Origin of the sequence: Pantoea sp. R102, assembly GCF_004916815.1 — a bacterium.
In the GTDB taxonomy this organism is placed as follows: domain Bacteria; phylum Pseudomonadota; class Gammaproteobacteria; order Enterobacterales; family Enterobacteriaceae; genus Pantoea; species Pantoea dispersa.
Map to the genome: position 1 here is coordinate 1 of NZ_SDFT01000262.1, position 6,039 is coordinate 6,039.

General features: G+C 59.6%; 5 protein-coding genes. 3 read left to right on the forward strand and 2 right to left on the reverse strand.

Features of this window, described 5'->3' with window-relative positions; genetic code table 11:
- Positions 1-229 precede the first annotated feature (229 nt).
- Complete coding sequence (gene metC, locus ERD80_RS21240; protein WP_021509590.1) at positions 230-1,420, forward strand: cystathionine beta-lyase; 1,191 nt, start codon at positions 230-232, stop codon at positions 1,418-1,420.
- Positions 1,421-1,525: 105 nt separating this feature from the next.
- Positions 1,526-2,185 (forward strand): DedA family protein, encoded by a 660-nt coding sequence (locus ERD80_RS21245; protein ID WP_021509591.1) that lies wholly within the window; start codon positions 1,526-1,528, stop codon positions 2,183-2,185.
- A 21-nt stretch (positions 2,186-2,206) separates the two neighbouring features.
- Here ERD80_RS21245 and ERD80_RS21250 read toward each other — a convergent pair whose 3' ends face one another.
- A complete protein-coding gene (locus ERD80_RS21250; protein ID WP_058771382.1) occupies positions 2,207-3,124 on the reverse strand; it encodes an AraC family transcriptional regulator in 918 nt (305 codons plus the stop codon).
- Between the two features lie 205 nt (positions 3,125-3,329).
- Between ERD80_RS21250 and dkgA the strand changes: the two genes are divergently transcribed.
- Positions 3,330-4,157: a 2,5-didehydrogluconate reductase DkgA gene (gene dkgA / locus ERD80_RS21255; protein ID WP_021509593.1), complete on the forward strand. Its 828-nt coding sequence runs from the start codon at positions 3,330-3,332 to the stop codon at positions 4,155-4,157.
- Positions 4,158-4,433: 276 nt separating this feature from the next.
- Here dkgA and ftsP read toward each other — a convergent pair whose 3' ends face one another.
- Positions 4,434-5,861 carry a cell division protein FtsP gene (ftsP, locus tag ERD80_RS21260; RefSeq protein WP_136548447.1) on the reverse strand — a complete coding sequence of 476 codons (1,428 nt, stop codon included), beginning with the start codon at positions 5,859-5,861 and terminating at the stop codon, positions 4,434-4,436.
- Positions 5,862-6,039: the final 178 nt, after the last annotated feature.

A 6,039-nucleotide genomic window follows, 5' to 3' on the forward strand; every position in this document is an offset into this window, starting at 1 on the left:
ATCGCGCCGCTACGATGCGGTGCGGCTTGTGGCATTGAGCAAAAACACCGCACGGGTCGTAGCGGCGCAATTTATTGCGCTTTGCTTTTCCGCCGCGTAATAAAAGCCACAACCAGCCTCTTTCCGCGATTGTGCTGGCGTCACTCTGATATTCGGCAAACGGGCTCAACCCCGCGCCGCGATTCGTGGTAAGTTGGATGCTTTGTGAGACGTGTCAGGAAAGGCAGTGATGGCAACGAAAAAAATTGATACCCGGCTTGTCACCGCGGGACGCAGCAAACGTTACACTCAGGGCTCGGTTAACAGCGTCATTCAGCGCGCATCCTCACTGGTTTTTGACTCCGTCGCGGACAAACAACGCGCCACCGCCGGACGCGCCAGCGGTGAGCTGTTTTATGGCCGGCGCGGCACCCTCACCCATTTTTCCTTCCAGGATGCGATGACCGAACTGGAAGGCGGCGCCGGCTGCGTGCTCTATCCGTGCGGTGCGGCCGCAGTCGCCAATGCCATCCTCGCGTTTGTCACCAGCGGCGATCATATTCTGGTCAGCGGCGCGGTGTACGAACCCACTCAGGATTTCTGCACCAAAATTCTCGCGAAGCTTAACGTCACCACCACCTGGTTCGATCACTGCATCGGCAGTGAAATCGGCGAACTGGTGCAGCCGAACACCCGCGTGGTGTTCCTCGAATCACCGGCGTCCATCACCATGGAAGTGCAGGATATTCCGGCAATTGTCGCGGCGGTGCGCGCCAAAGCACCAGACGCGGTGATCATGATTGATAATACCTGGGCGGCGGGCGTGCTGTTTAACGCGCTGGAGCATGGCATCGACATTTCGATCCAGGCCGGCACCAAATACATCATCGGCCACAGCGATGCGATGATCGGTACTGCGGTGGCCAACGAGCGCTGCTGGGCGCAGCTGCGCGAAAACTCCTACCTGATGGGCCAGATGGTGGATGCGGACACCGCGTACATGGCCAGCCGCGGCCTGCGCACACTGGCGACGCGTCTGCGTCAGCACGAAGAGAGCGGCCTGCGCGTGGCCGAATGGCTGGCGGCACAGCCGGAAGTGGCGCGCGTCAACCATCCGGCGCTGGCGCAGTGCAAAGGCCACGAATTCTGGCGGCGCGACTTCAGCGGCAGCAGCGGGCTGTTCTCATTCATCCTGCATGAAAAACTCACCCCGGCGCAGCTGGCAAATTATCTCGATCGCTTCCACCATTTCAGTATGGCCTACTCGTGGGGCGGCTTTGAATCGCTGATTCTGGCGAACCAGCCGGAAGAGCTGGCGGCAATTCGTCCGGCGGGCGGCGTGGATTTTGACGGCACGCTGGTGCGTCTGCATATTGGGCTCGAGCACGTTGACGATCTGCTGGATGACCTGAAAGCCGGTTTTGCCCGCCTGAAAGCGTAAAAAGATAAACCAAACTTAAACCATCCGGTGCGGCGTAGCGGAGATCAACGATTACGCCGTCCCGGACGGTTAAAATACAAGCCTTGTGACTCGATGGGATAGCTGATGGGTGTTTTACATGAGATTGTCCAGGCGCTGTGGCATCAGGATTTTGCCGCGCTGGCCAATCCGGATGTAGTGTGGATTGTCTACGGCGTGATGTTTCTGACGCTGTTCCTGGAAAACGGTTTGCTGCCTGCCTCGTTCCTGCCCGGCGACAGCCTGCTGCTGCTGGCAGGCGCGATGATCGCCAAAGGCGTGATGGATTTTGTGCCAACCATGGTGATTCTGACCACCGCTGCCAGCCTCGGCTGCTGGCTGAGCTATCTGCAGGGGCGCTGGCTTGGTAATACTAAAATCGTCAAAAGCTGGCTGATGCATTTGCCAGCGCAGTACCATCAGCGCGCCTGGCACCTGTTCAACCGCCACGGCCTGATGGCACTGCTGGTTGGCCGCTTTCTGGCCTTTGTGCGTACGCTGCTGCCCACCATGGCGGGCATTTCGGGTTTGCAGAACGGGCGTTTTCAGTTCTTCAACTGGCTGAGCGGCGCGCTGTGGGTCGGGATTGTGGTGGCGATGGGCTATGGCATCAGCCAGGTGCCGTTTATCAAGCGCCACGAAGATCAGGTGATGGCGATCCTGATGGTGCTGCCTATTGTGCTGCTGTTTCTCGGCCTCGGCGGCAGCATTGTGGTGATCTGGAAAAAGCGGCGCCAGAAAGCCTGACCTCTGTAAAGCGCCGCCGTTTCAGGCGGCGTCAAACGGCTGCAGCGCCCCGGTCTGGCGCGCGCGGCTCGCCTCTTCTCCCGGCGTCACGCCAAAGTACCGTTTAAACTCCCGCGAAAACTGTGACGGGCTTTCATAGCCGACGCGCACGGCGGCGGCGCTGGCCTTCAGCCCATCCTGCAGCATCATTAACCGCGCCTGATGCAGCCGGTAACGCTTGAGATACTGCAGCGGCGACGTCTGGGTCACCGCCTTAAAGTTATGGTGAAACGCCGAGACGCTCATGTTGACCTCCGCCGCCAGCATTTCCACGCTCAGGCTTTCAGCAAAGTGGTTCTCGATGCGGCGCAGCGCCCGGGCCACCTGGCTGAACTGCGTCTGGCGATTGACCAGCGACAGCAGCGCGCCGCCAATCGGCCCGGTCAGTACGTAATAGATGATTTCACGCACCAGCTGCGGGCCGAGCACGCGGGCGTCACGCGGTTTATCCATCACATCCAGCAGCCGTTCCGCGGCGCACAGCATCTCCTCGCTCAGGAACGCAGAGTGAATGCCGGAGGTTTGCGGCTGCGGCTGAAACTGCTCGTCATCGCCAATGCTTAACAGCAGATCCTGCAAACTGGCCGGATCCACGGTGAGGCTCATGCCGGCCAGCGGCTGCTGCGGCGTGGCGTCAGTTTCGCACTCCACCGGCAGCGTGACGGTGAGCATCAGGTATTTGGTGGCGTCGTAGCGAAACACCGTGCTGCCGAGGTAGCCGGTTTTGTGTCCCTGAAACAGGATCACGATGCCCGCCGGATACAACATTGGCGTACGCGGCAGCGGTTCCTCTGCGTAGATCAACCGTACGTTTTCCACCGCACACAGCGGCTTTTGTGGCTCGCGCATCAGCGTGATCACGCGCTGCGCCAGCTGGCGGCAAAGGGCATCGTTCGGCATGGCACTCTCTCGGGCAGCAAAAAACGCAGTGTGCCGCATTGCTGCATAAAGCTCCAGATGGCTGGAGAATCAGGCAAGATTTTTGCAGGATTGCACCGGGCGAAAGTGCCGTTCGGTTGCCACAATGATCCTGAGGTCAGGTTTGTTGACTAGACTTAAGCACATCGTTTCTACGGTAAGTCACTGCAACCGATAAGGAGTCACTATGGCAGAGCAACCCCGGATTAAACTGCACGACGGCAACATGATGCCGCAACTCGGCCTTGGCGTCTGGCAGGCCAGCATTGATGAAGCGCGCAACGCGGTGCTGGAAGCGCTGAAGGTCGGCTATCGCTCCATCGATACCGCCGCCGCGTATAAAAATGAAGAGGCGATTGGCCAGGCGCTGCAGGAAACCGACGTGGCGCGCGATGAGATCTTTATCACCACCAAACTGTGGAATGATGACCAGCAGAACGTTGAACAGGCGATGGAGACCAGCCTGAAGAAGCTGCAGCTGGAGCAGGTGGACCTGTATCTGATGCACTGGCCGTGTCCGCAGAAAGATCACTACGTCGATGCGTGGAAGAAAATGGTGGAACTGCAACAGCAGGGCCTGGCGAAAAGCATCGGCGTGTGTAACTTCCATGAAGCGCATCTCAAGCGGCTGATTGATGAAACCGGCGTGTCGCCGGTGGTGAATCAGATTGAACTCCATCCGATGCTGCAACAGCGCACGCTGCATGCGTGGAATGCGCTGCATCAGATTCAGACCGAGTCGTGGAGCCCACTGGCGCAGGGCGGTGAAGGCGTGTTTGATCAGGAGATCATTCGCGAGCTGGCGAAGAAGTACAGCAAGACGCCAGCGCAGATTGTGATTCGCTGGCATCTGGACAGCGGCCTGGTGGTGATTCCGAAGTCGGTAACGCCGGCACGCATTCAGGAGAACTTCCAGGTGTTTGATTTCCGGCTGGATAAGTCAGAAGTGAGCGAGATCGCGAAGCTGGATAAAGGCAAGCGACTCGGACCGGATCCGGAAGAGTTTAATGGGTGACGTGGGTTAAGGATGCGATGGGTGAAGGGTGCGGTTTGCCCCCTCACCCCGGCCCTCTCCCGCATGCGGGAGAGGGAGATGTCCGCGCAAATCTGAAGCGGTGTGCCTGTGTGTAATACTGCGCAACCAGGCACCCTCACCCCGGCCCTCTCCCGCACGCGGGAGAGGGAGATGTCCGCGCAAATCTGAAACGGTGTGCCAGTGTGTAATATTGCACAAAACGGTTCCCTCTCCCGCTGGCGGGAGAGGGTTAGGGTGAGGGAAAAGAAACGCACCTCACCCGACCGGATTCACCACCATCTGCCCTGCCGTGCCGCGATCGGCGAGCTCCAGCGTCTGGCTGTAATAGACAAACGGGAAATGCTCTGACGAACTCTGCGGGAAACTCACCAGCAGCTCGACATCGCCATCCACCCAGACCGTATCTTTCCAGCCGCGATCCTCTCCCATCGACTGCGCGCCGTTGACGCTCTTAATCAGGAACATCACGCCCTGAATATGCAGCGACTGCGGACGGTCGGCGTGAATGATCCAGCGCTCAAAGGTGCCCTGCTGCACCGTAGTATCGATGCGATTCATGTCCCACAGCACACCGTTAATCCCTGGCGTGCCGTCGCCGAGGCGGAATTCACGCGTGCGCACCGCCACGCCATCGAGAATCTGATCCGCCAGCAGGCGCATCGGCAGGTTGTCGGTCACCAGCGGCAGCAGGCCGGTCGGGCGCAGCGTTAGCACCAGCGTATTGGTCAGAATCGATGACGGCTCAAACAGCCCGCGCAAACGATCCATAATACCTGCCGCCGTGCCTGCGGTGATCGACACTTCATCGCCCTGCGACATGTCCACCAGCACTTCGCGACGTTCACCCGGTGCAAGCAACAGCGTTTGCACCGCTACCGGCGCGGGCAGGAAGCCCTGATCGCTGGCGATCACCGTAAACGGCCGGTTGTCGCTAAAGCTGAGATCGAAACGGCGCGCATTGGCCGCATTCAGCAGGCGCAAACGCACCCAGCCGCGCGACACTTCGACATACGGATTTTGCACGCCGTTAACCAGCAGCGTATCGCCGAGGAACCCGCCGTCCGACGGTGGGTTATAAACCGGCGTGGCAAAGTTATCGAGGCGCTTGTCCTGAATAATCAGCGGGAAATCATCGACGCCATAATGCTTCGGCAGCGGCAGCGCTTTGCTGATGTCATCTTCGATCAGCCACATGCCTGCCAGGCCGTTATAGACGTGCGGCGCCATGCGATTCGGCGTGTTGGCGTGATACCACAGCGTGGCTGCGCCCTGACGAATCGGCAGCACCGGTGCCCAGTCTACGCCGGCGGACATCATGCGCGGCGCACCGCCCATCAGCGCGCCCGGCACCTGCAAACCGCTGACGGTCATCGCTACCGGTTCATTGAGGCGGTTGCTGTAGATCAGTTTGACATCATCGCCGCTGTAAACGCGCACTGTCGGGCCAAGGTACAGGCCGTTAATGCCCCACACCGGCACTTTGTTGCTGTTGCCGTTGAAGGACCAGTGGCTGCGCTGCAGCGTGAGGAACAGCGGCTGACCGCGGCGTGATTCGATCAGCGGCGGCACCGGCAAAGGTACATCGCCCAATGGCGCGGCGGCGCGGGCGGCGTAAGGCATAACGCTGGAAGCCAGCGCCATACCGGCAGAAAGCTGAATAAACTGACGTCTGCTGCAAGACATAAAACTTCAGACCTTTTGAGCGTGGCGTGAAGACGCCGTGTCCATGTTGTTATTTTTAATCGTGTTGTGAAGCGCCCGAAAGGCGCGGCTGTGTGTCCGGGTCAGGTCGATGCGCATCCGGGACCCGGTGCGCATGAATGCGCATCCTGCAAACGGCGGAACCCGGTGCGCATGAATG